Genomic DNA, 26,219 nt, shown 5'->3' with positions numbered 1-26,219 from the left:
CGGCTGCGCGAGGGACCGGACAAGGGCACCCTGGAGTGGCGAAGGCCGAACCGGATGACGCTGCAAACCTTGCTGCACAACCCCGCCTATGCCGGCATCTACGCCTACGGGCGGCGCCGGGTCGACTCGCGCCGCCAGGACCCGACCCGCCCCGGCACCGGACGGGTCGTCCGCTCCCGGGACGGATGGCATGTGATGATCCCGAACGTCCTGCCCGCCTACATCACCATCGCCCAGTTCGAGGCGAACGAGGCGAAGTTGGCGTCCAACCGCGCTGTCGCCGAAGCGATGGGCTCTGTCCGGGGCGGCCCCGCCCTCGCGACGGGCCTGGTCTTTTGCGGACGCTGCAACAGGCGCATGACCATGCGCTACCACACGCAGCACAGCAAGGCCCTGCCCGAGTACGTGTGCTGCCGGGACGCGACCAACTACGGAGCACAGAAGAACTGCCAACTACTCAACTCCGCCTGCGTGGACGCCTTCGTCGAGCAACAGCTCCTCGCAGCGCTGACGCCCGCCGCCGTCGAGGTGTCCCTGCACGCCGCCGACCAGGTCCTGGCCGAGCGGGCCGAGCTGGAGCGACTGTGGTCACTGCGACTCGAACGCGCCGCGCAGACGGCCGACCGCGCCCGCCGCAGCCACCACCTCGCCGAACCGGAGAACCGCCTGGTCGTCCGGCAATTGGAGAAGGAGTGGGAGGACGCGCTCGCCGCCCAGCAGCGGCTCCAGGAGGAGTACGACCGCTTCACCCGCAGCAGCCCCCGCACCCTCACCTCGGCCGAGCGGGAGACCATCACCGCTCTGGCCGGCGATATCGAGGGCCTGTGGCACGCGCAGAGCACCACACCCGCCGACCGCAAAGAAGTCGTCCGCGCGGTCGTCGACAAGGTCGTCGTCACCGTGCTCGGCACCAGCGAGCGAGTCCAGGTCGCCATCGTCTGGGCCGGCGGAACCACGACCATGGGCGAGGTTGTCCGCCCGGTCCAGCGGCTTCAACAGCTCAGCTACTACCCGCAGCTGACCACTCGGATCCGCGAACTCGCAGGCCAGGGCATCGGCGCGAGCAGGATCGCCGACCACCTCGAAGCCGAGGGCTTTCGGCCCGCCAAGGGCGGCAAGCGGATCTCCGCAGCCACCGTCCACGACCTCATGCGCCGCCTGGACTGCCTCGCCGGCCGCGTTCACCGGCACCGCCCCGCCCCACCCGGCGAGGAACCCGACCCCGATGAATGGTGGCTCAAACACCTGGCCGCCGAGCTCGACATGACGACCTCCACCCTCTACGCCTGGATCAACCGCGGATGGATCACCGTCCGCCGGGAAAGCTGCTGGCCACACAGGCTCATCGCCCACGCCGACCAGCGAGAGCTCGCCGAACTACGCGAACGCCGGACACGTCCGCCAGGCTGGTACAGCCGCCGAATCTGGACCGACACTGCAGGGACCGCAGAGCAACAGACTCCATGAGTGCACTGTGCTTGACAGATCTCGACGACCCATCGTCGGGGGATCACCGACCTTCCAGAGCAGGGGACGTCAAAAGGTCATGGAGACGATCGCGGCGGCGCTGGTCCGCCGCGATGCATGCCGCCGTTGGGGGCTGGGAAGGCGCGGTGCTTCATAGGGGGAACCGACGGAACGCACTCGTCAGGCGCTGCTCCGGCCCTTCGGTGATCCTTCCCGCGAACCCGCAGATCGTTTCCCACCGCCATGGTGAGCCGCTCGTACCGGCCATGTCCGTGAAGGAGAACGAGGTACTAGGCAACCAGCACCGCGAACATCAATGTCCGCGAAGTGTGCGAACCCGGGCACAGCACGCGCACGCGCTGCGGCCGCAACGCCGACCCGAGCGCGGGGACCATCGATTCCCGGGCGAGCGCGACTGGGGCGACGACACGAAGACACCCCGCAGGCCGCCGGAAACAACATCACCGGACCCTGCGGAACGGCCACGATCCGCCGACGCCTGAGATCGACCGGGCTCACGCATGAGGTCTGCTCGCCCCGGATGCTCGTTTGAGCGATGGAAAGCGCACTAGAAGTGAAGCACCCGTTCGACGCCACTGCGCCGAGTATTGACGCGCCCCTCTCTGACTGTCATTGTTTCCAAACAGTAGACATCAGATGTCTGATGTCTGATGTCTGATGTCATCTGAACGTGAGGTGTCCCCATGTCGCTCTCAGACGACCTCGCGGAGCAGCTGCTCACCGCGATCATCGACGGCCGGTACCCGCCGGACTCCGCCCTCCCGCCGGAGGGCGAGCTCTCGGAGCAGGGCGGGATCAGCCGCCTGACCGTGCGCGAGGCGGTCAAGCAACTCCGCGCGCAGAACGTTGTCCGGGTGGTGCGCGGTCGGGGCACCTACGTCAACCCGCCGGACCGGTGGACGGCCCTGGAGCCGGTGGTGCGCGCGGCGTCGCGCACGTCCAGCGGTGCCCTGTCCGAGCGGCTGATCGAGGCGCGCCGCCTCATCGAGAACGGCGCCTGCGAGCTGGCCGCTTCCCGCCGTACCGAGGAGCACCTGGACGCGTTGCGGCAGCATCTGGCCGTCATGCGCGAGGCCGCCGAAGCCGGTGACACCGAGCAGTTCGTGCAGGCCGACATCGACTTCCACGACACAGTGATGCGGGCGACGGGCAACCTGTTCGTCCCGCTGCTGTTCGAGCCATTCGGTCCGCTGCTCGTTGAAGGCCGCCGGGAGACCTCGGCCGTCTCGGAGATCCGTGACAACGCCATCGCGCATCACGCGGCGGTGCTGGCCGCACTGGAATCGGGAAGCCCCGAAGCGGCGCGTACCGCAATGGACGCCCATATGAACCAGACCGCGGACGACTTGCGCACCCACGTCATCAAGCGGGACGGCGACTGATGTTCCGCCTTCCCCCATCTCCCAGCTCAGCCCAGGAATGCGTCATGCCCCTTTCCCGCTCCGCCCCCACTCGGCCCGGCACGCCGGTGCCCGAACACGAAGTGCTGGACGGACTGCCCCCGGTCCGGAAGGTGACCGCCAACGAGGTGGCCGCCCGTATCTCCTCAGGGCCCCGTCTGGTCGTCCTCGACGACGATCCGACCGGCACCCAGACCGTCGCCGACGTCCCGGTGCTGACCTCCTGGACGGTGGACGACCTGCGCTGGGCGCTGCGCCAGGACAGCTCCGCCTTCTTCGTGCTCACCAACACCCGCAGCCTGTCGCCGGAGGACGCCGCCGCCCGCAACCGCGAGGTAGTGCGCGCCCTTCAGGAAGCGTCGGAGGCCGAAGGCACGGGTTACGTGCTGGCCAGCCGGGGCGACTCGACCCTGCGCGGCCATTTCCCCCTGGAGACCGACGTCCTCGCGGAGGAGCTCACCGAACTGGGCATCGGCCCCCCGGACGGGATCGTGCTGGTCCCCGCCTACATCGAGGCGGGCCGGCTGACCGTCGGCTCGCGCCACTGGATGCGCACCACGGACGGGCTGCTGCCGGTCGGCGAGAGCGAGTTTGCCCGCGACGCCACCTTCGGCTATCGCAGTTCCTCGCTGCCCGAGTGGGTCGAGGAGAAGACGGACGGTCGTGTACCCGCGGACGAAGTGCTGCGCATCACGCTCGACGACCTGCGGGGCGGTGGCCCGGAGCACACGGCGCGCATGCTCTCCTCGCTGCGCGACGGGCGTACCGCCGTGGTCGACGCGGTCTGCGACGACGACCTGCGGGTGCTGGCCCTGGCTCTCGCCGAAGCGGAGGAGAAGGGCTCGCGGCTGCTGTACCGGGTGGGGCCGTCCTTCGTGCGGGCCCGCGCAGGCCAGTCCGGTCGGCCGCCCCTGACGCCGACGGAACTGCACCGACTGCGGGGGGACAGCCCGCACGGACTCATCGCCGTCGGTTCCCATGTGTCGCTGACGACACGGCAGTTGGACCGGCTGCGGGAACGCGGCGGGATCACCGAGTTCGAGCTCGACGTCGCCCTCCTATTCGACGAGGAGCGGCGCGACGCCCACATCACCGAGGTCGCAGCGGCCGCCGCCTCGGCACTCGAGTCCTCCGACGCGGTGATCCGCACCTCGCGCACGCTGGTGACGGGTGCCGACGCGGACGACAGCCTGGCGATCTCGCGTCGGGTCTCGGCGGCGCTCGTGAAGGCCGTGCGCCGGGTCAACGAGGCCCGCCGACCTGCATTCGTCATCGCCAAGGGCGGCATCACCTCCAGCGACACCGCCACCCATGGGCTGAGGATCCGCCGCGCCTGGGCGCGGGGCACGCTCCTGCCCGGCATCGTCTCGCTGTGGGAGCCGGTGGACGGCCCCGCCGCCGGAATCCCCTACATCGTCTTCGCCGGGAACGTCGGCAGTGACGACGCCCTCGCCGACACCCTCGACCTGCTCAGGAGCGCATGATGCTGCTGCACGGAACCGACGCCCTCAAGCGGGCCGCGACGGAGGGGCGGGCGCTGCCCGGATTCGTCGCGTACAACCTGGAAACGGTCCAGGGCATCACGGCCGCCGCCGAGGCCGCCGGACGGCCCGTGCTGATCCAGGCAGGCTCGAGTCCCTTCAAGCACGCCGGGCGTCAGGCGCTGATGCGGCTGGCACTGGACGCCGCCGAAAACTCCCCCGCCCACCTGGGCGTGCATCTCGACCACAGCCGGGACCTGGAGGAAATCACGGCCTGCCTCCGGGCCGGCTACACCTCCGTCATGGTCGACGGCTCCCACCTTCCCTTCGCGGAGAACATCGCCCTGACCCGCGAGGCGGCACGCCGCGCCCGCGATCACGGCGCCTGGGTGGAGGCCGAACTCGGGGCCCTCGCGGGCAACGAGGACGTCTCCACGAACGCCGTCGCCCGGACCGCGGCGATGACCGACCCCGCACAGGCGGCCGAGTTCGTGGCCGCGACGGGCGTGGACGCTCTTGCCGTCGCGGTCGGCAACGTCCACGGCTTCACCAAGGATCCAATACGCCTCGACCTGGAGCGCCTGGCTGCGATCCACGAGGCCGTACCGGTGCCGCTGGTCCTGCACGGCGCCAGCGGCCTGCCCGTCGAACAGCTCCACGGCGCCCTCTCCCGTGGTGTCGCGAAGGTCAACGTCAACGCCGAACTGCGGCGCGCCTTCCTGGAAGCCGTCCGCACGACCCTCCCGGGCGCTCTGCCCGGCTCGGATGTGGTCTCCGTGTGGGCGGCGGGACGCGATGCGGTGACCGCCGCAGCGCTGGAGGTCATCGCGCGCCTGACGCCCCCTGACGGCCTGGGCTCCTGACACCGCTCGCCGTCCCCGCGGCCCCACTCATCCGTCGCGGCCCTTCCCGAGCCGCGACACACCTCCCACCCTCTTCTCCCCTGGAGGACAATGATGTCTCCCCGCCCTCGTCCCCACACAGCCGTGATAGGCCTCGGCGCCATGGGTACGCCCATGGCCCGGCGACTGACTGGCGGGCTTCCCGTCACCGTCTACGACATCGCGGCCGACCGCAGGGCCTCACTCGCTGCGGAAGGGGCCCGCGACGCAGCGTCCCCGGCCGAGGCCGCCCGCGAGGCCGACGTCGTCGTCCTCGCCGTCCGGGACCAGGCCCAGGTCGAGGGCGCGCTGTTCGGCGAACACGGCGCGGTGGAAACGCTCCGCCCGGACTCGGTGGTTGTGCTGACCAGCACCGTCGGTCCCGAGGCGGCGCGCGCCACCACCCGACGGCTAGCCGAGCGCGGTGTGCTGACCGTGGACGCGCCGGTCAGCGGCGGCCCGGTGCGGGCCGGCGAGGGCGACCTGCTGATCGTCGTGGGAGCCGACGACGTCGCGCTGAAGGCGGCCCGGCCCGTCCTCGACCTGCTCGCCTCGACGCTCACCGTCGTCGGACCGCGGCCCGGCGACGGGCAGGCCCTCAAGGCGGTCAACCAGCTGCTGGCGGGCGTGCACATCGCCGCGGCGGCCGAGGCGATCGCACTCGCCCGCGGACTCGGGCTCGACCCGGCCACAGTGGTGGAGAGCCTCAAGCACGGCGCCGCGGGCTCCTTCATGTTCGCCGACCGCGGACCGCGCATGGTCCAGACGTACGAGGACGGCCCCGAGCCCGAGGTCAAGTCGCGGCTCGACATCTTCGTCAAGGACATGGGCATCGTGACCGGTATCGCGAAGGACGCCCATGTGCCGGTGCCGCTGGCCGCCGCCGCCGAGCAGCTCTACCTGCTCGGGGAAGGCGCCGGGCTCGGCACGCACGACGACTCCTCTGTCGTCACCGTGCTCTCCCCGAAGGCGCCGGACGGTACGGAGGGGGCGGGACGATGAGCAACAGCAGCCTTCTGATCATCGCCGTCGCCGGAGTCGCGGCCCTGCTCCTGCTCATCCTGAAGGGCAAGGTACAGCCCTTCGTCGCCCTCATGGTCGTCAGCATCGGCGTCGCGCTCGCCGCGGGCGTGCCCGCCGCCGACCTGGTGAAGACCATCGAGGACGGCATGGGCTCCACGCTCGGGCACATCGCCACCATCATCGCCCTCGGCGCGATGGTCGGCCGGATCATCGAACTCTCCGGCGGTGCCTATGCGTTCGCGCACGCGCTCATCGACAAGTTCGGCACCCGCCGCACCGCTCTCGCGCTGACCGTCGCCGGGTTCATCCTGGGGATCCCGGTGTTCTTCGAGGTCGGCCTGATCATCCTGATGCCGATCGCGCAGGGCGTCGCCCGTGCTGCCCGCAAGCCGCTCCTGGTCTACGCGCTGCCGATGGGCGCCGCGATGCTCACCGTGCACGCCTTCCTGCCGCCGCACCCCGGCCCGGTCGCGGCCATCGAGGCGATCGGCGCCAGTCAGGGGCTGGTCCTGCTGATGGGCATCCCCATCACGGCGGTGGTGAGCCTGCTCGGCTATCTGCTCTCCCGCCGCCTCACGCGCCGCGAGTACCCGATGGATCCGGCGGTGCACGCCAAGGTGCACGGCGACCCGGGCACCGCCGAGGACACGCCCGCCCCGGCAAAGACCACCGGGAGCGTGGCGCCGCAAGGCCACGGCACCGCGGTCCTGACCAAGCCGGCTGTGCCGGGTACCGACGTGCGCCCGCCGTCCTTCAGCATGGTGCTGACTCTGATCGTCCTGCCGATCCTGCTGATCCTCCTCGGCACCGTCGGCCAGAACACCCTCGCCGCGGACTCGGTCCTGCGGTCCGTGCTCACCGTGGTCGGGGCCCCGATGGTGGCGCTGCTGATCGACCTCGGCCTGTGCGCCTACTTCCTCGGGGCCCGGCGCGGCTGGGACCGGGCACGCATCGCCGAGGTGATGGGTTCGGCGTTGCCGCCCGTCGCGGCGGTGATCCTGGTGGCGGGCGCCGGCGGTGTCTTCGGGAAGGTGCTGGTCGCCACCGGCATCGGCAACGCGGTCGCCGACGTCCTGGAGCGCACCGGATTGCCCGTCCTGCTGCTGGCGTTCCTGACGTCCCTTGCGCTGCGCGCCGCCCAGGGTTCGGCGACCGTCGCGCTCATCACCACCGCGGGCATACTCACGCCCCTGCTGCACCGAGCTGACCTGTCGCCGAGTCACCTGTCGCTGGTGGCGCTGGCGATGGGTGCGGGCGCCCTGGCGCTCTCGCACGTCAATGACGCCGGGTACTGGATGTTCACCAGGCTCGTCGGCCTCGACGTCGCCACCGGCCTGCGGACGTGGACGGTCCAGACGACCGCCATGGGCCTCATGGGCTTCGCCCTCACCGCAGCGCTGTGGCCACTGGTGTGACCTTCCACCGCGCGGATCGGTGAACGTGGGGGTGCCTGCCCCGGCCTTCGGTGGCCGAGGCGGGCACCCTGTGCGTTGCGTGGTGTGCGGGGCGAGGGCGAGGCGCTGTTCTGGATCGGCGCTTTCCACCAGGTCGTGCGCGACGACACGGAGACCTCTTGCCCGCTTCAAACGCTCCCTCGACCCTGGATACCCAGGCTGGCGACCGGCTGACCATGTCCTGTGCGCTTCGAGGAGCGCATAGCCGGTGACGGCAGCGATGCACGCGAAGTACCAGTCGCAGTGTGGCAGAGTCAGGTCCCAGAGCGCCTCACCGCCGGGATGGTGTTCGGCCCACGGGGCTGGCCGGTGCGGTGATTCTCCCTGTACGGGCCATGGGCTACAAGCCCGCGCCAAGAACCCTCTCGCCGAGGCATCGAGTCGGCCGGCTCCCGCCGCATCCGCGGCATCGCGGCACAAACGATCCTGCTCGCCTTTCAGCTGGCCCACGCCAACCGCCGCAAGATCAAGAAGTAGCTGGACACGCTGTACCTCGGCGGCGAACGACCACGACGGCGCACCCACCACCGCGGTCAGACGAAAGAACCGAAGACCTGGACCCCGACCGGGCACCTCGCACCCGTCGCGTCACGCCCCTTCGCCTGCCACCTCATCCACCCAGGAGCCCGTGCTGCACACCTACGAGCCAGCCGACCTCGACGACATGACCGTGCAGGAAGCGCTGGACGCCGTCCTCGTCGACCTGCTTGACCATCCCCTCACCGCCCCTTCCGGCAGCGTCTTCACAGTGCTGCGGCACATCGACCTGCTCTGTCACCTCACTGCCCGGGCGGCTGGCGACGCCCAATTCGGGCTGGCCTGCAACCACGCCGATGCCGCAGACCAGGCTCGAGTCGAACCGCTCAGCAGGGCAGCCGCCCACCTCGGCGGCGCGACCGCCCACTACACCCTCGTACTGGCCCCATCGTCGCCCTGAGCAAGCCCGACGCGCAGAGCACGCTGCACAAGCAGTTGGACGCGATCGACAGGCACAGTCAGCTCAGCGTGCACGTCCACGAGACCCTGCGTGCTCTGTCGGACACCCGCGCCAGCCTTACCACGCCCCAGCCGCCCAGCGGGCTCGCCGTCCCGGCGCAGCGTCTACTGGAGCGCGTGATGCGAGTCCCCGTGCGACCGGATCCGTGACGCGATCCGCACCGGCGCCTCCCCCCGCCATGTCCCCGACGAGATCCTCGCCGTACCGGCCATCCCGCACACGAGAACCGGCAAGAAGCTTGAGGTCCCGGTCAAACGCCTCCTCCAGGGCGCCCCCGCCGACCAGGTCCTCAACCCCGCGGCGGTCGACAACCCCGACCTGATCGTCTACTTCGCCGGCCTGGGCGCCGAACGCCGCCAGGCCCCTTGTCCGCGCACCCCCGAGGGCGTCTCGTGATCCTCTCCGCCTCGCTGACCTGTTTCATCGCGTTGATCTTCGCCCTGCTGGGCGTGGCCAAGATTCTGGCCCTGGGTCCGATGCCCGAGCTGGCCGCCCACGGCAGCTTCACCACTGCGGCTTACCGGGTCATCGGGGGGCTGGAGCTGGCGGGCGCCATCGGCGTGGGGCGACGGGCTGACCAAACTCCTCCCCGCGGTGACATGCGCGGCCCTGATCGCCTGGTATCTCGTACTCCTCGCCAGCCTCTGACCCGTTCCGGGAGACTGTCGGCGGCCACTCGCCCTGTTAGCGAGCCCACGGCGGGGCTGGCAGACTGACTCTGTGGTTCCGCTGATGGTCGCGGCGGATCAGATCGCGTCCTCATCGCTTACCGGCGCCAGTGTGGTATCAGTCTGCGCACTGCTCTTCACCGTCGCGTCGTTCTGGTGGCTCAACGCCCGACAGGGACGCGTGCAGGCGTGGGAGCCTCATTCCTTCGCGGCGATCGTCCACGGTTCCACGGCACGCCTACGGTTGCCGCTCGTCCTGCACAACACCGGTCCCAAACCGATCGTCGTGCAGGACCTCATCATCACCTTCCCTGATGAGCCCGCCTCTCATCTGCCCCTCCTGTGGGTGTCCTCCCCGTCCCGGCTCCAACCGGGGCCGGACGAGGAGGCGAAGCTGCCCGCCGGATTCGTCGTGCCCGGCAGAGAAGCGCAACAGCTCTTCCTCGAGTTCGAGGCACCGTTTTCCGGATTCCTCCCGGAGGCCCGTGACTACAAGGCCCAGATACAGGTGCGGGTCGGCCACCGCAAGGGGTGGCGCCCCCTGCTGACGTTCAGCTTTAGGGCCGCCAACATCATCCATCCAGATCGCTACACCGTTTACAACAACGCACCGGTCGAGCTGACGAAGGAAGACCGGAAAAGAGCGGATGCCGCGCTCCTCGAACTGCTGGAAGAGCACGGGGACGGCTCCCCTCCGGGCGGCAGGAGACAGGGAGACCCTCCGAATGACGAAGGTGACGCCGACACGAGCTGCTGACATCGCCGTCCGTCCGCTGACGTGGACAGCGGTGGCACCGGCCCCGGGCCGCCACAGCCACCGCACGGATCACTCGCGTCAGTCGACGCAACCGGCCGCCGCGAGGTCGAGCGCAATGTCCGTGATCATGCCCGCCTGGCCGCCGACCATCCTGCGCCGGCCGGCTTCGACAAGGATCGCCCGGGTGTCCAGGCCGTGACGGCGCACCGCGGCAACGGCATGCCGGAGGAAACCGGAGTACACGCCCGCGTACCCGAGGGCGAGCGTCTCGCGGTCCACCCGCACCTCGCGGGCCTGCAGGGGGCGGACGATGTCGGTCGGCAGCGTCCATCAGGCGGAACAGGTCGCAGCTTCCGCGACCATGAACAGCCTGCGGAGGAGAAGCCTGTGCGCCTCTCGGCGGGGGCAGGCATCGCCTCAGACGCCTCCCGGAGCGTTCGACTTTGCAGGGGCGAAGGCTATGACTGTTGGTCGCCAAGGGCCCCGGCCGGATTTGCCGAGCACTCGACGCGAGGGCGCAGGGAGGAGAACCTGGCGGGCAGCGGTGCCGACGCCGGAGCTGCAGCACACCCGCCCGGAAGCCCCCGCCGGCCGCGCCTGTAGGAGCTTGCCGTCGAACGCAGCTCTCACCGGCCCTCTCACATGTCTGTCACCAACTATCTCGACTCCCCCGGACCGCGATACCTGACCTGCTGTTACGCGCCCGCCCTGGACTGACGTGGACGCCCGGAGACGGTCTCTACAACCTGTGCCATGTGGTACCGCGGCCCACTCGCTAGCACCACGTACCACTCATCAAGATCCGGACCAGGTGCGGACCGAATCAGCCTGGCACTCGACGTTTCCACTCTTTGTCGCAGGTCAGGAGCGAGGTCAGGCGTTTACCACCAGCAGGCCAAGAACCTGCTGGCAAAACCGGGTCGCCGCTGTCGTAACTCGGGCGACGACGGTCGTTCGACGCCAGCCGTTTCCGAACAGCGCGCCGATAATGGGGGCGGACACGAACGGCTGACCTGCGCTTGACTACATGCCCGCGTCCGAGCGTCCATGGTCGCGGCCGACGCGCCAAGCGGGATCACGCAGACCACCGCGATCCCATGCATCGGCCCTGTCCGTCCGGAACACTCGCGATGCGCACGCGCCGGCGACACGAGCGGCCCCCACGGACCGCGTCCCGGCCGGGGACCTCCCCTCAAGCCCTTCGGGAAGCGAGGCCCTCTTCATGCCCGACACCACGATCAGCGACCAACTGACGGGACTATCCCCCGCCATCATCCACGTCTACACCCAGCTCGTCGCCTTCACCGACCCGGCCACTGTCGACGACATCGCCGAAGCCTCCGATACCGCCCGCTCCAGCACCTTCAAGGCCCTCGTCACCCTCGAAGAGCGAAATCTCGCCCACCGCAACCGAGGCATCAGAACGGCCCCGATCGCCGCCCCGACCTGTGGCACGCCACCCACACCACCCCGGCCCCGACGTTCGCACAACCCGGCGCTCGTGAGGGACTCGTAGCGCAGGCAATCACCGCACCCCGCGCGGCTGCACCAGCCCCGGACGGCAGCCACCCGACGAGGGAACCGTACGAGCCCACTGCTCATGGCACCGACGAGAAATCCGACGCGTCGGCATCGAAGCGGACTGCCTCATACGCTCCGACACCTGCCCAGTGCCCCGCAGCTTCAACCGAATGCCGCCACACCCGCGACCGACTGGCCCGGCGGAAGTAGGCGTCTTGCCCGTGGAGCCCTCCGGCAGCTTGTTATCGAGCACCTCAACGCCCATCCCGGTGAATTCTTCACCGCCACGAGGATCAGCCGTGTGATCGACCGTTCGTCCGGTGCCGTCGCCAACGCGCTCGTCACCCTGTCCACGCAGGGCCTCATCGAACAGGTCACCGAACGTCCGCGCACCTCTCGCGCGGCGCCCCAGGAGCCGACTGCATAGTCCGGCAGCAAGCCGAGAACTGCCGTGCCGATTCCAGCCAGAGCGAGGAACCAACGGCGGCTTGCAGCGTCAGCGTTAGACCACCGATCTTCACTCGTTCGGGTCAACATGCCGCATCTCGGTTCGTCGTGCCACCCTGTCTGGGCATGTCCACGGCAAGGCCGGGCACGACGGCTGTGGGGAGGCGCCGATGACAGCAGCGTCCCACCAGACGGTCGGGGACACCCAGGATCCCGCTGCGTCTCAGGCTCTTGTGGCGGACTGGGCCCGCAGCTGGACTCCCTGCTCCTCCCCCGCTGGCGCGTCGCCCGCCAGTGGTACGCGGTTTGCTTTCTACGGCCGGGTGTCCACCGAGGACCACCAGGACCCGGAGACGTCACGCGCCTGGCAAGCGTTGCGCGCCCAGGCCCTGGTGGCCGGACACGGAAGGATCGTCGCCGAGTTTTTCGACACCGGGCGCAGCCGCACCATCCCCTGGGCGCGCCGACCTGACGCGGCGGCCCTGCTCGCCGCGATGGCCAACCCCGACCGGGACTTCGACGCAATCGTCATCGGCTCCAGTGAACGGGCCTTCTACGGCAACCAGTTCGCGACCATGGCCCCGCTCTTCGCCCACTACGGCGTCGAGGTGTGGGTGCCGGAACTGGGCGGGGCCGTGGATCCGCAGACGGCGGGTCAGGAGGAGCTGATGATCCTGCTCGGCATCCTGTCCAAACGGGAGATCGCCCGCGCCCGTATCCGCACCCGCGCCGCGATGACCGTGCAGACCCGCGACCAGGGCCGCTACCTCGGCGGCCGACCGCCCTATGGCTACCGCCTCGTCGACGCCGGACCGCACCCCAACCGGGCCCTCGCGCGCCGCGGCGTACGCATACAGCGCCTGGACACCGACCCCGAGTGCGGGCCGATCGTCTCCTGGATCTTCACCCAGCGCCTGGACGGACACAGCATCGCCCGCATCACCCGCGCCCTCAACGACGCCGGCATCCCCTGTCCGGCAGCCGCCGACCCCGTGCGGAACCCGCACCGAGAAGGGCAGCGCTGGGTGCTGAACACGGTCCGGGCGATCCTCGCCAATCCGCGCTACACCGGCCGACAGGTCTGGAACCGTCAGCGCACCGACCACGACCTGATCGACCCCGCCAACACCACCCTCGGCCACCGCGACGTCATACGCTGGAACTCCCCCACTGACTGGATCATCTCCACCCGGCCCGCCCATCCGGCGCTGGTCAGCGAGGCCGACTTCATCACCGTCCAGAACCTCCGCATCCGCCGGGAGACCACATCCGGGCACACCTATCTCCTGGCAGGACTGCTGTGCTGCGGCATCTGCGGCCGACGCATGGAGTCCCACTGGACCCACCACCGTCCCGGCTACCGCTGCCGCCACGGTCACACCAGCGCCACCCAGCCTGACCCCGGTCGCGCTCCCAACGCCTACCTGCGCGAAGACCAGGTTCTGCCGCACCTGCCAGCCCTGTACCTCCGCCTCACCAGCCGCCTGGGGCGCCCCGGGTCGGCGTCCGTGAGCCGTTACGCGGTGCACCCCACACCCACCCAGGCGATTGCCCATCTCCGCAGCGAGGAGATCACCCTGACGTACGACCCCGCGGTCAGGACCCTGACCGCGAACACACCCCAGGCAGAAAGGATCACCATCAGCTGACCAAAACAAGGCCCACCGAAACGCCGGCGAAGGGAGAGGCCAGGCCGAAGGCACCGCAACGACGAACACCCGCCCCGGCCGGGAGCCGGAACGGGTGCCAATGTCCCCTGCCCGGAAACCGGGCTCCGTGGGGCAACTCTGTGTCCGAGGGGGGACTTGAACCCCCACGCCCGATAAAGGGCACTAGCACCTCAAGCTAGCGCGTCTGCCATTCCGCCACCCGGACTAGGTGTCTGCCGCCTTGCCGGGGGTGTTCCCGGCGGCGACATGGACAACAATACCAAGGTTTCGGAGTGCGTTTCACCTGCGTATCCGTCCCCTGGGGCGGCCCGGCGCGGGGCCGGGCCGCCTGGGTCGGCGGTGGTGTACAGAATGCATGATCCTGTGTACCCGCCGTGAGGGTCAGGGCATGAGCTGGTACTCCGGGAAGTTCCCGGGCAGCCGCTCCCCCGCCGGCCCCCGGGTCACGGCGCGCACCAGAAGGTCGCCGCCGACGAAGGCACCCCGCCAGGAGGCGCCGAACCCGCCGAACAGCTCGTCGCGGTCGCCGCGGGAGCGGGGGACGCCGTGCCCGGTCTTGAAGGCGCGGATCTGCGGGGCGAGCCGGTCGTAGGTGGCCCGGTCGTCCGTGGCGAGGGTGGCGACCAGGGCGCCGTTGGACGCGTTCATGGCGGCCAGCAGCTCGGCCTCGGTGTCCACCAGGACGATCGTGTCGACGGGCCCGAAGGGCTCCGCGTGGTGCAGCGGGGAGGACGGCGGCGGGTTGAGGAGGGTGACCGGGTGGACGTAGGCGGAAGTGTCCTGACCCGGCAGGAACCGTGTGTCGTCGGGGCGGCCGCGGTACAGCGGTACGGCGCCCCGGTCGACCGCCTCCGCGACCTGGTCGGTGAGCTCCTTGGCCTTGGCCGCGTTGATCAGCGGGCCGAAGTCCAGCTCGGGCAGCGGGTCGGCCGGGTCCGCGACCGCGAGGGGGTGGCCGACGCGGACGGAGCGGACCGCGGGGAGGTAGGCCGCCAGGAACGCGTCGAACAGGGAACGCTGCACGACGAAACGCGGGTAAGCGGTACAGCGCTGTTTTCCGTAGTCGAAGAGCTTGGGGATCAGGGCGGTGAGCCGTTCCCAGTCGGAGAACTCCCAGATGCCCCAGGTGTTCAGGCCCTCCTGTTCCAGGATGTGCGGTTTGCCGAGACCGGCCACGGCGGTGGCCACGCCGGCCCCGGTGTCGCGGCCGCCGACGAAGGACACACAGCCGATCTCCGGCGCCCGCACCAGTGCCTCGTTCAGCTCGCGGCCGCTGCCGCCGACCAGCGTGACCGGCACCCCCTCGCGGGCGGCCAGCGCCATGGCCAGGGTGAGGCAGGCCACCCCGCCGTCGGTCGGGGTCTTGGCGATCACGGCGTTGCCAGCCAGGGCCTGCACGAGGGCTGCGTGCACGAGCACGCTCATCGGGTAGTTCCAGCTGGCGATGTTGGACACGGGTCCGTCCAGCGGACTCCGGCCGGCGAGCATGGGCTCGATGCCATCGGCGTACCAGCGCACGCCGTCGATCGACCGGTCGACGTCCGCGAGGGCGAGCCGCCAGGGCTTGCCGATCTCCCACACGAGCAGCAGGGCGAGCAGGTCGCGGTGTGCGGTGAGCGCGTCCAGGGTGGCGGCGATCCGCGCCCGGCGTTCGGGCAGCGGGATGTGCCGCCAGGCGCGGTGCTGGTCGAGGGCCGCTCGTACGGCCTGCTGGGCGGTGTCGCCGTCGAGCCGCGGGGCGCCGGCGATCGGGGTGCCGTCGACGGGGGTGGTCGCCGGGAGCGTCCGTCCGTCGGCCCGCCATTCGGCACCCCAGAGATTGAGGACACGGTCGTCCCGGAAGGCCTCCGGCGCGGCGGCTAGACAGCGCCGCCAGGCGTCGGCGTAGGCCGTGCCGGGTTTCAGGAGCCCGGGGGTCGGCTGGTTCGGGGGCGGCGGGTTCGGGGTGAGGGTGGGTGTCATACGTCGGCTCCGCTCTCGGTGCACGGTCGGGGCGGGGTGGGGTGACTCCAGGGGGGCGGGGGGCTCGAGGTTGGTTGGGGAGGGAGTAGGGCTCGATGGGGGCCGGAGCGGCTCAGCCCGCGTGGAGGGTGTCCAGGACCAGGCGGGCCGTCTCCGTCGGGGTGCGGCCGACGCGGACTCCGGCCGCCTCCAGGGCCTCCTGCTTGGCGCGGGCGGTGCCGGCGGAGCCGGAGACGATCGCGCCGGCGTGGCCCATGGTCCGGCCCTCGGGCGCGGTGAACCCGGCGATGTAGCCGACGACGGGCTTGGTGACGTGTTCGCGGATGTAGGCGGCGGCGCGTTCCTCGGCGTCGCCGCCGATCTCCCCGATGAGGACGACGAGTTCGGTGTCGGGGTCGTCCTGGAAGGCGGCCAGGCAGTCGATGTGGCTGGTGCCGACGACGGGGTCGCCGCCGATGCCGACGCAGGTGGAGAAGCCGATGTCGCGGAGCTCGTACATGAGCTGGTATGTCAGCGTGCCCGACTTCGAGACCAGGCCGATGGGGCCGGGCTTGGTGATGTCGGCGGGGATGATGCCGGCGTTGGACTGGCCGGGGGTGATCAGGCCGGGGCAGTTGGGGCCGACGATCCGGGTACCGGTGCGCCGTGCGTGGGCGGTGAAGGCGACCGTGTCGTGGACCGGGATGCCCTCGGTGATGACGACGGCGAGGGGGATGCGGGCGTCGGCGGCCTCGATGACGGCGGCCTTGGCGAAGGCGGGTGGCACGAAGACGACGGTGACGTCGACGCCGGTCGACCGCATACCGTCGGCGACCGAGCCGAAGACCGGGACGGCCTGCCCGTCGAAGTCGACGGTCTGCCCGGCCTTGCGCGGGTTGACCCCGCCGACGACGTTCGTGCCGGCCGCGAGCATGCGCCGGGTGTGCCGCATGCCCTGGCCCCCGGTCATGCCCTGGACGAGGACCTTGCTCTCCTTGGTGAGGTGGATGGCCATGTCCCGGCTCCTCAGGCGGTGTGGGCGAGTTCGGCGGCCCGGCGGGCGGCGCCGTCCATGGTGGTGGCCTGTTCGACGAGCGGATGGGCGCGCTCGCCGAGGATCGCGCGTCCGCGTGCGGCGTTGTTGCCGTCGAGGCGGACGACGAGCGGCTTGGTCAGCCGGACGGTGTCGACGGCCGCCACGATTCCCTCGGCGACCGCGTCGCAGGCGGTGATCCCGCCGAAGACGTTGACGAAGACGGACTTCACCGCCGGGTCGGAGAGGATCACCGACAGGCCGTCGGCCATCACCTGCGCGGAGGCCCCGCCGCCGATGTCGAGGAAGTTGGCGGGGCGGGCGCCGCAGCCGGCGACCACGTCCAGGGTGGACATGACCAGGCCCGCGCCGTTGCCGATGACCCCGACCTCCCCGTCGAGCCTGACGTAGGTGAGGCCGCGTTCGGCGGCGGCCGCCTCCAGCGGGTCCTGGTGCTCCTCGTGCCGCTCGCCCCAACGGGCCTGCCGGAAGCGGGCGTTGTCGTCCAGGGTGACCTTGCCGTCGAGGGCGAGGATCCGTCCCTGGGCGGTGCGCACCAGCGGGTTGACCTCGACCAGCAGGGCGTCCTCGCGGATCAGCACCTGCCACAGCCGCACGAGGACGTCGACGGTCTGCGGGGGCAGCCCGGCCGCGCGCGCGATCTCCCCGGCCTTGGCGGACGTGACGCCCTCGGCCGGGTCGACGGGGATCCGCGCCACCGCCTCCGGCCGGGTCGCCGCCACCTCCTCGATCTCCATGCCGCCCTGGGCGGAGGCGATGGCGAGGAAGCCGCCGGCGGTGCGGTCGAGGACGTAGGAGACATAGAACTCCTCGGCGACGTCGACCGGTTCGGCCAGCATCACCGTGCCGACCCGGTGGCCCTTGATGTCCATGCCGAGGATCTGGCGTGTGGTCAGCTCCGCCGCGGCGGGGTCGGCGGCGAACTTGACTCCGCCCGCCTTGCCGCGCCCGCCGGTCTTCACCTGTGCCTTGACCACGGCCCGGCCGCCGAGCCGGCGGGCGATCTCGCGGGCCTGTTTGGACGAGTCGGTGACCTCGGCCTGCGGCACGGGAATGCCGTGTTCCTGAAAGAGCTGCCGTGCCTGGTGTTCGTACAGGTCCATGTGCGGCTCCTGTCTGCGAGGCCGTCGCGAGTCCGCCCGGCACTGACCGAAAGAGGCCGGACTCCGATGACCGAAAAGTGTGTTCGCCCCCTGGACACCACCCACGGGATGCGGGATAACAAGCTTCATACAGTATTCGTCGACTGTATGCAATCTACTGCATACAGCTCGTCGGCTGTCCGTATGCAGTGCACGCGAGCCGCTCAACCCCTACGAAAGGGACAGGACTTCGCCATGCCCGACGACACCCAGGACGTGATCTCCGGTGGTCATCTCGTTGCCAAGGCGCTGAAGGCCGAGGGGGTCGACCGCATCTACACCTTGTGCGGCGGCCACATCATCGACATCTACGACGGCTGCGTCGACGAGGGCATAGAAGTCGTCGACGTACGCCATGAGCAGGTCGCCGCGCACGCCGCCGACGGCTACGCCCGGATCACCGGCAGGCCGGGCTGCGCGGTGGTCACCGCGGGTCCCGGCACGACCGACGCCGTCACCGGGGTCGCCAACGCCTTCCGCGCGGAGTCCCCGATGCTGCTGATCGGCGGCCAAGGGGCGCTCACCCAGCACAAGATGGGGTCCCTGCAGGACCTGCCGCACGTCGACATGATGACGCCGATCACCAAGTTCGCGGCGACCGTGCCGGACACCGCCCGCGCCGCCGACATGGTGTCGATGGCGTTCCGCGAGTGCTACCACGGAGCGCCCGGCCCCTCCTTCCTGGAGATCCCCCGCGATGTCCTGGACGCGAAGGTGCCGGCCGACAGGGCGCGGGTGCCGAAGGCCGGCGCCTACCGTGCCTCCACCCGCTCGGCCGGCGATCCCGAGGCGATCGAGAGGCTCGCCGACCTGCTCCTGCACGCCGAGAAACCGGCGATCCTGCTGGGCAGCCAGGTGTGGACGACCCGCGGCACCGAGGCGGCCATCGAGCTGGTGCGCACCCTCGACATCCCGGCGTACATGAACGGCGCCGGCCGCGGCACCCTCCCACCCGGCGACCCGCACCACTTCCAGCTCTCGCGGCGATACGCCTTTTCCAACGCCGACGTCATCGTGATCGTCGGCACGCCGTTCGACTTCCGCATGGGCTACGGCAAGCGCCTCTCCCCCGACGCGACGGTCGTCCAGATCGACCTGGACTACCGGACGGTGGGCAAGAACCGCGACATCGACCTCGGCATCGTCGGCGACGCGGGACTGGTCCTGAAGTCCGTCGCCGAGGCGGCCTCCGGACGCCTCAACGGGGGCGCCGCCAAGCGCAAGGAATGGCTGGACGAGCTGCGCGCGGCCGAGCAGACGGCGATCGAGAAGCGGTTGCCGCAGCTGAGGTCGCAGGCGTCGCCCATCCACCCCTACCGCCTCGTCAGCGAGATCAACGACTTCCTCACCGAGGACTCGATCTACATCGGCGACGGCGGCGACATCGTCACCTTCTCCGGGCAGGTCGTCCAGCCCAAGTCGCCCGGCCACTGGATGGACCCGGGCCCGCTCGGCACACTCGGCGTCGGCGTCCCCTTCGTCCTCGCCGCCAAGCAGGCACGCCCGGACAAGGAGGTCGTCGCCCTCTTCGGGGACGGCGCCTTCTCCCTCACCGGCTGGGACTTCGAGACCCTGGTCCGCTACGACCTGCCGTTCGTCGGCATCGTCGGCAACAACTCCTCGATGAACCAGATCCGTTACGGCCAGGCCGCCAAGTACGGCAAGGAGCGCGAGCGGGTCGGCAACACCCTCGGCGACGTCGCCTACGACAAGTTCGCGCAGATGCTGGGCGGTTACGGCGAAGAGGTCCGCGACCCCGCCGACATCGGCCCCGCGCTGCGCCGGGCCCGCGAGTCGGGCAAGCCGTCGCTCATCAACGTCTGGGTCGACCCGGACGCGTACGCCCCCGGAACCATGAACCAGACCATGTACAAGTGAGGGGACCCAAGGTGACCACCAAGGCACTCGACGGCATCCGCGTCCTGGACATGACCCACGTCCAGTCCGGGCCCTCCGCCACCCAGCTGCTGGCCTGGCTCGGCGCCGACGTCATCAAGCTGGAGGCGCCGAGCGGCGACATCACCCGCAAGCAACTGCGGGACCTGCCCGACGTCGACTCCCTCTACTTCACGATGCTCAACTGCAACAAGCGCAGCATCACCCTGAACACCAAGACCGAACGCGGCAAGGACATCCTCACCGAGCTGATCCGGCGCTCGGACGTCATGGTCGAGAACTTCGGCCCGGGCGCGATCGACCGGATGGGGTTCACCTGGGACCGCATCAAGGAGATCAACCCCCGGATCGTCTACGCCTCCATCAAGGGGTTCGGCGAGGGGCCGTACACCGACTACAAGGCGTACGAGGTCGTCGCGCAGGCCATGGGCGGGTCGATGTCGACCACCGGTTTCGAGGACGGGCCGCCGCTGGCGACGGGAGCGCAGATCGGTGACTCGGGCACCGGGGTGCATACAGTAGCCGGGATACTGGCGGCACTCTTCCAGCGTGAGCGCACCGGACGCGGCCAGCGCGTCAATGTCGCCATGCAGCACGCCGTGCTCAACCTGTGCCGGGTGAAGCTGCGCGACCAGCAGCGCCTGGCGCACGGACCGCTCGCCGAGTACCCGAACGAGGACTTCGGCGACGAGGTGCCGCGCTCCGGCAACGCCTCCGGCGGCGGCCAGCCCGGCTGGGCGGTCAAGTGCGCGCCGGGCGGCCCGAACGACTACGTGTACGTCATCGTCCAGCCGGTCGGCTGGAAGCCGATCAGCGAGCTCATCGGCCGGCCGGAACTCGCCGACGACCCCGAGTGGGCGACCCCCGAGGCCCGGCTGCCGAAGCTGAACAAGATGTTCCAGCTGATCGAGGAGTGGTCGTCCACCCTCCCCAAGTGGGAGGTGCTGGAGAAGCTGAACGCGCACAACATCCCGTGCGGGCCGATCCTCTCCACCAAGGAGATCATCGAGGACCCGTCGCTGGCCGCCAACGAGATGGTGGTGCGCGTCCCGCACCCCGAGCGCGGCGAGTTCGTCACCGTCGGCAGCCCGCTCAAGCTCTCCGACTCCCCCGTCGAGGTGAAAAGTTCACCGCTGCTCGGCGAGCACAACGAAGAGGTCTACGTCGGCGAACTCGGCCTCGGTGACGAGGAGTTGCGCCTGCTGAAGTCGAACGGAGTGATCTGACGTGATGGCAGAGGACCGGGAGCTGCGGGTGCGCGCGCTCCTCGACTCGGTGCGCGCCGCGGGCCGTACGGCACTCACCGCGCCCGAGGGCAAGGTGATCGCCGACGCGTACGGGATCGCCGTACCGGGCGAGGAGCTGGCGACGGACGTGGACGAGGCGGTGGCCGCGGCGGCACGCTTCGGCGGGCCGGTGGTCATGAAGATCGTCTCGCCGGACATCCTGCACAAGACCGACGCCGGCGGTGTCGTGGTCGGCGTGGAGGGCGCGGCGGACGTACGGGCCACGTTCTGCCGGATCGTCGAGAACGCCCGCGCCTACGACGCCGCAGCCCGGATCGAGGGCGTGCAGGTGCAGGAACTGCTGCCCCAGGGGCAGGAGGTCATCGTCGGCGCGGTCACCGACCCGACCTTCGGGAAGGTGGTGGCCTTCGGGCTCGGCGGGGTGCTGGTCGAGGTGCTGAAGGACGTGACGTTCCGGCTGGCGCCGGTCACGGCCGACGAAGCGCTGTCGATGCTGGACTCCATCCGGTCGGCGGAGATCCTGCGCGGGGTGCGCGGGCAGGCGGGCGTCGACCGGTGGGCGGTGGCCGAACAGATCCGGCGGGTCTCCCACCTGGTCGCGGACTTCCCGGAGATCGCCGAGGTGGACCTCAACCCGGTGATCGCGACCCCCCACGGCGCGGTGGCCGCCGACATCCGTGTGATCCTCGCCGAGAAGCAGCCGGTGCCGAGGAAGACGTACACACGCGACGAGATCCTCACGTCCATGCGCCGGCTGATGCAGCCGTCCTCCGTCGCCGTCATCGGCGCGTCCAACGAGGCGGGCAAGATCGGCAACTCGGTCATGCGCAACCTCGTCGACGGCGGCTTCTCCGGGGAGATCCACCCGGTGAATCCCAAGGCCGATGACATTCTGGGCCGCAAGGCGTACAAGAGTGTCACGGACGTTCCCGGTGAGGTGGATGTGGCCGTCTTCGCCATTCCCGCCAAGTTCGTGGCAGCCGCGCTGGAGGAGGTGGGACGGAAGAAGATCCCCAACGCCGTCCTCATCCCCTCCGGCTTCGCCGAGACCGGCGAGCACGAACTCCAGGCGGAGATCGTGGAGATCGCCGAGCGGCACGGGATCCGTCTGCTCGGCCCGAACATCTACGGCTACTACTCCACCTGGCAGGACCTGTGCGCCACGTTCTGCACGCCGTACGACGTCAAGGGCCCGGTGGCGCTGACCTCGCAGTCCGGCGGCATCGGCATGGCCATCCTCGGCTTCGCCCGCACCACGAAGACGGGCGTGTCGGCGATCGTCGGCCTCGGCAACAAGTCGGACCTGGACGAGGACGACCTGCTGACCTGGTTCGGTGAGGACCCGCACACCGAGTGCATCGCCATGCACCTCGAAGACCTCAAGGACGGCCGGGCGTTCGTGGCGGCGGCGCGGGCCACGGTGCCGAAGAAGCCGGTGGTGGTCCTGAAGGCCGGCCGAACGGCGGCGGGCGCGAAGGCGGCCGGCTCGCACACGGGCGCGCTCGCGGGCGACGACGCGGTGTACGACGACATCCTCAGGCAGGCGGGCGTCATCCGGGCGCCGGGCCTGAACGACATGCTGGAGTACGCCCGCGCCCTGCCCGTGCTGCCCGCCCCGAAGGGCGACAACGTCGTGATCATCACCGGCGCGGGCGGCAGCGGCGTGCTGCTGTCGGACGCGGTGACCGACAACGGGCTGTCCCTGATGGAGATCCCGCCCGACCTGGACGAGGCGTTCCGCCGGTTCATCCCGCCGTTCGGCGCGGCCGGCAACCCGGTCGACATCACCGGGGGCGAGCCGCCGTCGACGTACGAGGCGACGATCCGGCTCGGACTTCAGGACCCGCGGATCCACGCGCTGGTGCTCGGCTACTGGCACACCATCGTCACCCCGCCGATGGTGTTCGCCGAGCTGACGGCGCGCGTGGTCGCCGAGTTCCGCGAGCGCGGCATCGAGAAGCCGGTCGTGGCGTCCCTCGCGGGGGACGTCGAGGTCGAGGAGGCCTGCCAGTACCTGTTCGAGCGGGGCGTCGTGGCCTACCCGTACACGACCGAGAAGCCGGTGGCCGTGCTCGGCGCGAAGTACCGGTGGGCGCGGGCGGCGGGACTTCTGGGGGGTGGCTCATGAGGTGAGTGACGCGGGGGCCGGCCGGCGGTGCGCGTCGGCCGGCCCCGGGACCCGCGCGCGCACGAAAGGCAATGGACAGGGGGCGCTGGCCAGAACTTTCGACGCAAGGGGTGCAAGCCGCGAGATGGAAACCATCGACCCTCCCGCCTCCGTGCTGTGCAGGCAGGTGAGGGACCGCAGGGGCCGCGTGTACCGGGTCGGCGAGAGCGACGCCGAACTGCTGGGCCGTGGCCGGATCTGGATGGTCGTCCTGCCCTGGGTGGGCATGGCGGGCATCAGTGGCGCCGCGTACGCGTTCGTCGCGGCGCAGGCCGGTCTCCGTGCCGCCCACCAGTGGGGCGGGGACCTGTACTGGCCGGCCGGCCTGTGGGCGCTCGCCCAGGCGGCCGTCGCCGTTCCGGCCGGGCGGCTGCGGGAGAGCGGCCGGCTCCCCGCCCGCGCGGCCATGACGACCGGAGCGCTCGGCACCCTGGCCGGGTACCTGGCGCTCGCCCTCGCCCCCGGACTCGGCCTGGCCCGGCTGGCCTTCGCGGTGTGCGCCGGTGCCGGGGCCGGACTGGTGCACGCCACCTGTCTGACGCTGCCGGGCCGGTGGTGGCCCGAGCGGCGGGGCGGCCCGACGGGGCTGGTGGCGAGCGGGCTCGCCGTCGGGGCCCTACCGTTTCTCCTCCGTCCGGTCGCGGACGCAGACCCACAGGTGCTGCTCACGGCCGCAGGCGTCGCCGGATCCCTGGCCGTGGCCGGCGCCGGCCGCCTCTTCCGGGACCCGCCGCGGAACTGGTGGCCGCCGCATCCCGATCCGCTCTCCGTGCCGCCGGATCCGATCGCCCGGCGCGCACGCGACAAGAACCCGCCCGCCGTACGCCACCTCACCCTTCAACAGGCGGCCCAAAGCCCGGTGTTGTGGCTGATGTGGCTCTGCCTGCTGGGCGCGGCCGGTAACACCGTGCTCAGCCTCGTCCTGCAGGTCCACTATGCCCAACTGTTCGATATCAACCCGGAGTTGGTGTGGAGGGCGGCCGTCGCGGGCGGCGCGGCGGCGGCCGTGGCCGGGGCGCTGTCGGACCGCTCGGGGCGGCGCACCGCGCTGATCGCGGCCTGTCTGCTGCTGGGCGCCGCACAGTTCGGCGTGCTGATCGCGGCTCGCACGGGCAGCGGCGTAACCCTCCTCGGCTGCGCGGCGGCCACCGCGGCCGCCGGCGTGACGGCGCTCGCGCTGGTCACCGCCCTGGCCGCGGACCACTTCGGTGAGAACCACCACGCGAGCGTCCACGGACTGCTCACCGGCGCCTGGCTCCTGCCGGTCGCCGCCGGCTGCGGCACAGGGGCGGCCGGGTACGCCGCCCGGCACCCGCACGCCGCATCGCTCCTGGCGGGCTGCACCGGGCTCGCCTGCGCCGCAGTGGCGCTGTTCCTCAAAGCGCCGGGCAGGCTCAGCGTCCGGCGCATCGTCCCCAATCCCCACCCCCTCGGCGAGGAGATGGCTTGACATGACGGCTGATCCCACAACTCGGAACACGCCGGCCGATCCCGGCGCGGCGAACCGCTCCTACCGCGAAGTCACCGACTCCCGGGGGCGGGTCTACCGCATCGGCGAGACGGACCGCGACATCCTCGGCCACTCGCGCAGGTTCATGGTGTACCTGCCGTGGATATCGATGATGGCCATCAGCGTCTCGGAGTACGCCTACGGCTCCGCCGAGGACACCCTGTCCGAGGCGCACGGCTGGACCCAGTCCAACACCTTCTGGATCCTCAGCATCTGGGTGTTCTTCCAGGCCGGCATCGCCTTCCCGGCGGGCTGGCTGCGCGAGCGGGGCATCCTCACCGCGCGTCGCGCGATGTACGTCGGCGCCGCGATGTGTCTGCTCGGCTTCCTGGCGCTGTCCCACCTCGACAACGTGTTCCTGGCGATCCTCGGTTTCGGTGTCGTCGGCGGTGTCGGCTCCGGGCTGATCTACGCGACCTGCATCAACATGGTCGGCAAGTGGTTCCCGGAGCGGCGCGGCGCGAAGACCGGCTTCGTCAACGGCGGCTTCGCCTACGGCTCGCTGCCGTTCATCTTCATCTTCAACTACGCCTTCGACACCGGCAATTACAACGAGGTGCTGGACCTGATCGGCGTGTACGTGCTGATCGTCGTCGCCGTGTGCGCGTTCTTCTTCAAGGACCCGCCGAAGAACTGGTGGCCGGCCGACATCGACCCGCTGTCGGTCTCGGGGAACACCAAGAGCGCCGCCAGTCTGGCCAAGAACCCGCCCGCCGTACGGCAGTTCACGCCCATGGAGGCCATCCGGACCGGCATGCTCCCGCTGATGTGGATCACCGTGGTGATGACCGCCGGAGTGTCGATCTTCGGGATCTCCTTCCAGGTGGACTTCGCCAAGAAGGTCGGCTTCGGCCCGCTGGTCGCGGCCTCGTCGATGGGCGTGATGGCCGTCATCAACGGCGTGGGACGGGCCGCCGTCGGCTGGCTGTCGGACCGGTGGGGCCGCAAGACGACCCTGGTCTTCGTCATCGTGGTGCTCGGGCTCGCCCAGTTCGGCGTCATCTGGGCCGGTGACATGAAGAGCGAGTGGCTGTTCCTGTTCTTCGCCTTCCTCTCCGGCTTCGGCGGCGGCGCCTTCTACCCGATGTTCGCGGCACTGACCCCGGACTACTTCGGCGAGAACTACAACGCCACCAACTACGGCCTGGTGTACAGCGGCAAACTGATCAGCGGCCTGTTCGGCGGCGGCCTCGGCTCGATGGTGGTCGGCGCCTGGGGCTACAACGGGGCCTACGCGCTGGCCGGCGGGGTGTCGATGGTGGCCGCGGCCATCGCGCTGCTGCTGCGCCAGCCGGGCCGGGACACGGCCGAGAAGGCCGTGCCGGCACCGAGGACGCAGCCGACCGCCTGAGGCCGGTGGCGCGGAGGCGGCCGGCGTCCTGGGCACGCCTTCCGGATGTTCCGCCTCTATTTTTGATCTTGGCCAGTGCGCCGCCTTTCAGGGCGGTGGTGAAGGCCATCTCAAGCCCGCTCTG

20 protein-coding genes, 1 tRNA gene and 2 pseudogenes are annotated in these 26,219 nt (G+C 70.4%); 18 read left to right on the top strand and 5 right to left on the bottom strand.

The window, feature by feature from the left end:
• The 10 genes and pseudogenes from ACIBJF_RS17960 to ACIBJF_RS17915 all read left to right on the top strand — a co-directional run.
• Positions 1-1,467, top strand: a 1,467-nt coding sequence (locus ACIBJF_RS17960) for a recombinase family protein (RefSeq protein ID WP_399174648.1), incomplete at its 5' end; no start/stop codon positions are given.
• 704 nt (positions 1,468-2,171) lie between these two features.
• Entirely contained in the window at positions 2,172-2,870 is a 699-nt protein-coding gene (locus tag ACIBJF_RS17955; RefSeq protein WP_399174647.1) for a FadR/GntR family transcriptional regulator, read from the top strand.
• A 44-nt stretch (positions 2,871-2,914) separates the two neighbouring features.
• Positions 2,915-4,372 carry a four-carbon acid sugar kinase family protein gene (locus ACIBJF_RS17950; RefSeq protein ID WP_399174646.1) on the top strand — a complete coding sequence of 486 codons (1,458 nt, stop codon included), beginning with the start codon at positions 2,915-2,917 and terminating at the stop codon, positions 4,370-4,372.
• Complete coding sequence (locus tag ACIBJF_RS17945) at positions 4,372-5,232, top strand: ketose-bisphosphate aldolase (RefSeq protein WP_399174645.1); 861 nt, start codon at positions 4,372-4,374, stop codon at positions 5,230-5,232. The genes ACIBJF_RS17950 and ACIBJF_RS17945 overlap by 1 nt, the downstream gene beginning before the upstream one ends.
• 90 nt (positions 5,233-5,322) lie before the next feature.
• The gene (locus ACIBJF_RS17940; RefSeq protein WP_399174644.1) at positions 5,323-6,252 is read left to right on the top strand and encodes an NAD(P)-dependent oxidoreductase; all 930 of its coding nucleotides are present in this window, start codon (positions 5,323-5,325) and stop codon (positions 6,250-6,252) included.
• Positions 6,249-7,688: an SLC13 family permease gene (locus tag ACIBJF_RS17935; RefSeq protein WP_399174643.1), complete on the top strand. Its 1,440-nt coding sequence runs from the start codon at positions 6,249-6,251 to the stop codon at positions 7,686-7,688. Before ACIBJF_RS17940 ends, ACIBJF_RS17935 begins: the two co-directional genes overlap by 4 nt.
• Positions 7,689-8,355: 667 nt before the next feature.
• Positions 8,356-8,664, top strand: coding sequence for a hypothetical protein (locus tag ACIBJF_RS17930; RefSeq protein ID WP_399174642.1), 309 nt, complete (start codon positions 8,356-8,358; stop codon positions 8,662-8,664).
• Between the two features lie 195 nt (positions 8,665-8,859).
• Positions 8,860-9,120 (top strand): annotated as a pseudogene (locus ACIBJF_RS17925) (acetoacetate--CoA ligase); the annotation flags it as partial.
• A complete protein-coding gene (locus tag ACIBJF_RS17920) occupies positions 9,117-9,440 on the top strand; it encodes a hypothetical protein (RefSeq protein ID WP_399174641.1) in 324 nt (107 codons plus the stop codon). The pseudogene ACIBJF_RS17925 and the gene ACIBJF_RS17920, both read left to right, overlap by 4 nt.
• 4 nt (positions 9,441-9,444) lie before the next feature.
• On the top strand, positions 9,445-10,149 hold the full coding sequence (locus ACIBJF_RS17915; RefSeq protein WP_399174640.1) for a hypothetical protein: 705 nt from the start codon (positions 9,445-9,447) through the stop codon (positions 10,147-10,149).
• A gap of 78 nt (positions 10,150-10,227) precedes the next feature.
• Here ACIBJF_RS17915 and ACIBJF_RS17910 read toward each other — a convergent pair.
• Positions 10,228-10,498 (bottom strand): annotated as a pseudogene (locus ACIBJF_RS17910) (4-hydroxy-2-oxovalerate aldolase); the annotation flags it as partial.
• A gap of 873 nt (positions 10,499-11,371) precedes the next feature.
• On the opposite strand from ACIBJF_RS17910, the gene ACIBJF_RS17905 reads away from it, so the two are divergent.
• The 3 genes from ACIBJF_RS17905 to ACIBJF_RS17895 all read left to right on the top strand — a co-directional run bounded on the left by ACIBJF_RS17905 (position 11,372) and on the right by ACIBJF_RS17895 (position 13,766).
• Complete coding sequence (locus tag ACIBJF_RS17905) at positions 11,372-11,665, top strand: helix-turn-helix domain-containing protein (RefSeq protein WP_399174639.1); 294 nt, start codon at positions 11,372-11,374, stop codon at positions 11,663-11,665.
• A gap of 306 nt (positions 11,666-11,971) precedes the next feature.
• Positions 11,972-12,097, top strand: coding sequence for a hypothetical protein (locus ACIBJF_RS17900; RefSeq protein ID WP_399174638.1), 126 nt, complete (start codon positions 11,972-11,974; stop codon positions 12,095-12,097).
• Positions 12,098-12,440: 343 nt separating this feature from the next.
• A complete protein-coding gene (locus ACIBJF_RS17895) occupies positions 12,441-13,766 on the top strand; it encodes a recombinase family protein (protein WP_399174637.1) in 1,326 nt (441 codons plus the stop codon).
• 141 nt (positions 13,767-13,907) lie between these two features.
• Here ACIBJF_RS17895 and ACIBJF_RS17890 read toward each other — a convergent pair.
• The 4 genes from ACIBJF_RS17890 to sucC form a co-directional block, all read right to left on the bottom strand.
• A tRNA-Leu gene (locus tag ACIBJF_RS17890) sits at positions 13,908-13,992 on the bottom strand.
• Positions 13,993-14,168: 176 nt separating this feature from the next.
• Complete coding sequence (locus tag ACIBJF_RS17885; RefSeq protein ID WP_399174636.1) at positions 14,169-15,749, bottom strand: aldehyde dehydrogenase family protein; 1,581 nt, start codon at positions 15,747-15,749, stop codon at positions 14,169-14,171.
• Between the two features lie 112 nt (positions 15,750-15,861).
• A complete protein-coding gene (gene sucD / locus ACIBJF_RS17880; protein ID WP_399174635.1) occupies positions 15,862-16,743 on the bottom strand; it encodes a succinate--CoA ligase subunit alpha in 882 nt (293 codons plus the stop codon).
• Between the two features lie 11 nt (positions 16,744-16,754).
• A complete protein-coding gene (gene sucC, locus ACIBJF_RS17875) occupies positions 16,755-17,885 on the bottom strand; it encodes an ADP-forming succinate--CoA ligase subunit beta (protein WP_399174634.1) in 1,131 nt (376 codons plus the stop codon).
• A gap of 234 nt (positions 17,886-18,119) precedes the next feature.
• Here sucC and ACIBJF_RS17870 point away from each other — a divergent pair, with 234 nt between their 5' ends.
• The 5 genes from ACIBJF_RS17870 to ACIBJF_RS17850 all read left to right on the top strand — a co-directional run bounded on the left by ACIBJF_RS17870 (position 18,120) and on the right by ACIBJF_RS17850 (position 26,095).
• Entirely contained in the window at positions 18,120-19,802 is a 1,683-nt protein-coding gene (locus ACIBJF_RS17870) for a thiamine pyrophosphate-binding protein (RefSeq protein ID WP_399174633.1), read from the top strand.
• Positions 19,803-19,813: 11 nt separating this feature from the next.
• Positions 19,814-21,046 carry a formyl-CoA transferase gene (frc, locus tag ACIBJF_RS17865; protein ID WP_399174656.1) on the top strand — a complete coding sequence of 411 codons (1,233 nt, stop codon included), beginning with the start codon at positions 19,814-19,816 and terminating at the stop codon, positions 21,044-21,046.
• Positions 21,047-21,050: 4 nt separating this feature from the next.
• Complete coding sequence (locus ACIBJF_RS17860; RefSeq protein ID WP_399174654.1) at positions 21,051-23,195, top strand: acetate--CoA ligase family protein; 2,145 nt, start codon at positions 21,051-21,053, stop codon at positions 23,193-23,195.
• Positions 23,196-23,319: 124 nt separating this feature from the next.
• On the top strand, positions 23,320-24,684 hold the full coding sequence (locus ACIBJF_RS17855) for an MFS transporter (RefSeq protein WP_399174632.1): 1,365 nt from the start codon (positions 23,320-23,322) through the stop codon (positions 24,682-24,684).
• Position 24,685: 1 nt separating this feature from the next.
• The gene (locus ACIBJF_RS17850) at positions 24,686-26,095 is read left to right on the top strand and encodes an OFA family MFS transporter (RefSeq protein ID WP_399174631.1); all 1,410 of its coding nucleotides are present in this window, start codon (positions 24,686-24,688) and stop codon (positions 26,093-26,095) included.
• The last annotated feature ends 124 nt before the right edge of the window (positions 26,096-26,219 follow it).

This window comes from Streptomyces sp. NPDC050743, from assembly GCF_044456925.1.
Classification (GTDB): domain Bacteria; phylum Actinomycetota; class Actinomycetes; order Streptomycetales; family Streptomycetaceae; genus Streptomyces.
Note: the sequence above shows the minus strand (reverse complement) of the source record. Positions and strands in the feature narration are given on the sequence as shown.